This is a genomic window from Rhizobacter sp. P2_H2 (genome assembly GCF_056403375.1).
The window spans coordinates 1-2,273 of record NZ_JBFUFP010000904.1; the positions used below are offsets into that span (position 1 = coordinate 1).

Genomic DNA, 2,273 nt, shown 5'->3' on the forward strand with positions numbered 1-2,273 from the left:
GCGATGCGCCCCCGGTCATCACGTCACTGCCCTTGCTGCCTTCGACGCGGTAGAAGCCGGCGGCGATGTTGGCGAAGGTGCTGGCCGCCTGGCCCGCGTGGCTCCAGTCCTTGTACTGCTGGAAGCCATCCACCGAGGCGAAGTCGGCGCTCGTGGGCGGTGCCGGCGGCACCACGGGCGGGGTCGCCACCGGGGCCGTGATGCCCAGGTCGCCGGATTGGAAATCCTTGATGACGACCGTGCTGCCCGAACCGGCCAGCGTCAACTCGGCGCGGTTGGCGTCGAGCATGTAGATGATCGGCGCCGAGGCCACCGACTCGTCGACCCACACCGTGACGCCGTTGGCGCTGGTCTTGATGGTGCCGGTGCCAGTCAGCGTGCGGCCTGCAAGCTTGAGCACGTCGGCGGCATCGCTGGAGAGGATCGTGTCGACGCCTTCGTTGGCGTTGACCTCGTAGGTATCGGCGCCTGCACCGCCGCTCAGTTGATCGTTGCCCACACCTCCGGACAGCCAGTCACCGCCGGCACCACCGAGTAGCGTGTCATTGCCCTTCTCACCGTACAGCGAATCGAAGTCGGCGTTGCCTTCGACATAGTCGTCGCCGTCGCCGGCGTTGATTTGATCCAAGCCGGCTCCGCCGTATAAGTGGTCGCTCAGCTTGCCACCGGTAATCAGATCACTTCCCTTGCCGCCGAAGGACACCCGTACACGAGCATCCTCGCCTGTGGCCGCGGAAGCGCCCGCATCTGCGACGTTCAACCTTGTTCTACCCCCTTGATCATCTATCAGTTCATACCAGTATGCGTTTGAACCTGTGCGACCAGTTCGGATCACCTCAGATGTGTACTCATTTTTATTGCGCTCGCCTAAATATCTAACTGAAGTCGCCAGATTTTCGAGATACGAATCGCTAAAGTTCAATCCATCCAATGCTCCCTGCTGACCACCGCTCGCCGCACGCAGAGCAACATCAGCGTTCCACAGATCCAGCTGACTCTGTCCATGTACAGACGTCAAGAAGGCAATGAGTGACGAATTCGTATCACTATCTTTCGCCGCCAGAATAATCGGCACACGAGCTTGAAGAGCAATGAACGAACCGTAGTTGGTGCGAGCCTGTTCTGCGGTCGGTGGGATGGGAAGGATGCGGAGTCCACCGCCGAATATGTCCGTTACGCCTGCAATACGCTTACTGAAATCCAGCAACTGCTGCTCGCTGGCCGTCTGAGTCAGCACCGGCGCTTCAGAAACGAAAAGTCGTGCCAATCCGTTGAGAAGGTCAACAGTTTCCCGAGATTGACGAGCAGAGCCTGCAAGATCAAAGAAGCGCCCAATATCTTTTCCAGCTAGCGTACGATCCATTCTCCCAATCAGGGTCGACGCAAAGACACTCCCCGCTGGATCTATATTGGCCGCTCCTGCCCCTCCAGTAAGCGAGTCCAGTCCTCTCCAAAAACTATCCGGCAGCCACTTACCTACCCATTCCGCCGCGGGAACACCAAATTTCTTATTTACATATTCTGCTGACAGTGCCAGCAAAGCCGACCCTAGGCCCGCACCTATCGAGGCACCCACCACCGTTCCTGGCCCAACAACGATTGCACTTCCAATCGCCCCACCGATAATTCCACCCACAAGCCCCAGCAATATCGAGAGCGCTCCTTCTCCTGCCTTTTCACCATCTCCGGAAGCTATGGCATCAAAGACCTTATATGTATCGAACGCTGGGCCAACATAGCTTCCCAGAGATGCCAGTCGCGATGTCATCAGTGCGTCATGTACAGCTATTCTTTGCGCCGAGGTCTTGGCTTCGTCAGAAAGCTCGAACACCGTTTTAGTCAAATCACTTTCGTAGGCACGCCAAACTCCTTCGAGATAGACATCCCCAGCCGCTACTGCGGCATTTCTCGCTGTGATTGCAGCCTCAACCGCCGCGGCATACTTCAGACGATACTGCAACAGAATCTTTGCAGCATCTCGTTGTGTTTCCTTAAGGCCATCAACGATGCCTGATGTCAAATTGCCAACCGCTCCAGCAATCGCATCGGTGGCTTTGCAAACATCTTCATAGGTGACTGTATACTGATCTGATGCCATGTCAATTCCTCAAGGATTCCACTTTTTGGCGCTAACGCACACGAGTTGTTAGGGCAGTTTTAAACATCAGCAAGATGAAGAACTGTGCAAACCCAAACAATACTCCAAGCACTGTCACAACACCAAATCTTGAAGAAGTTGCAACGAGCAGCATGGCGCTTGTTCTACCATTTCC

At 56.0% G+C, this 2,273-nt stretch carries 1 protein-coding gene; it reads right to left on the bottom strand.

Annotated elements, in window-relative coordinates; genetic code table 11:
- Positions 1-2,098: calcium-binding protein (locus AC1D15_RS28050; RefSeq protein WP_477828588.1), on the bottom strand; the 2,098-nt coding region annotated here is incomplete at its 3' end.
- Positions 2,099-2,273: the final 175 nt, after the last annotated feature.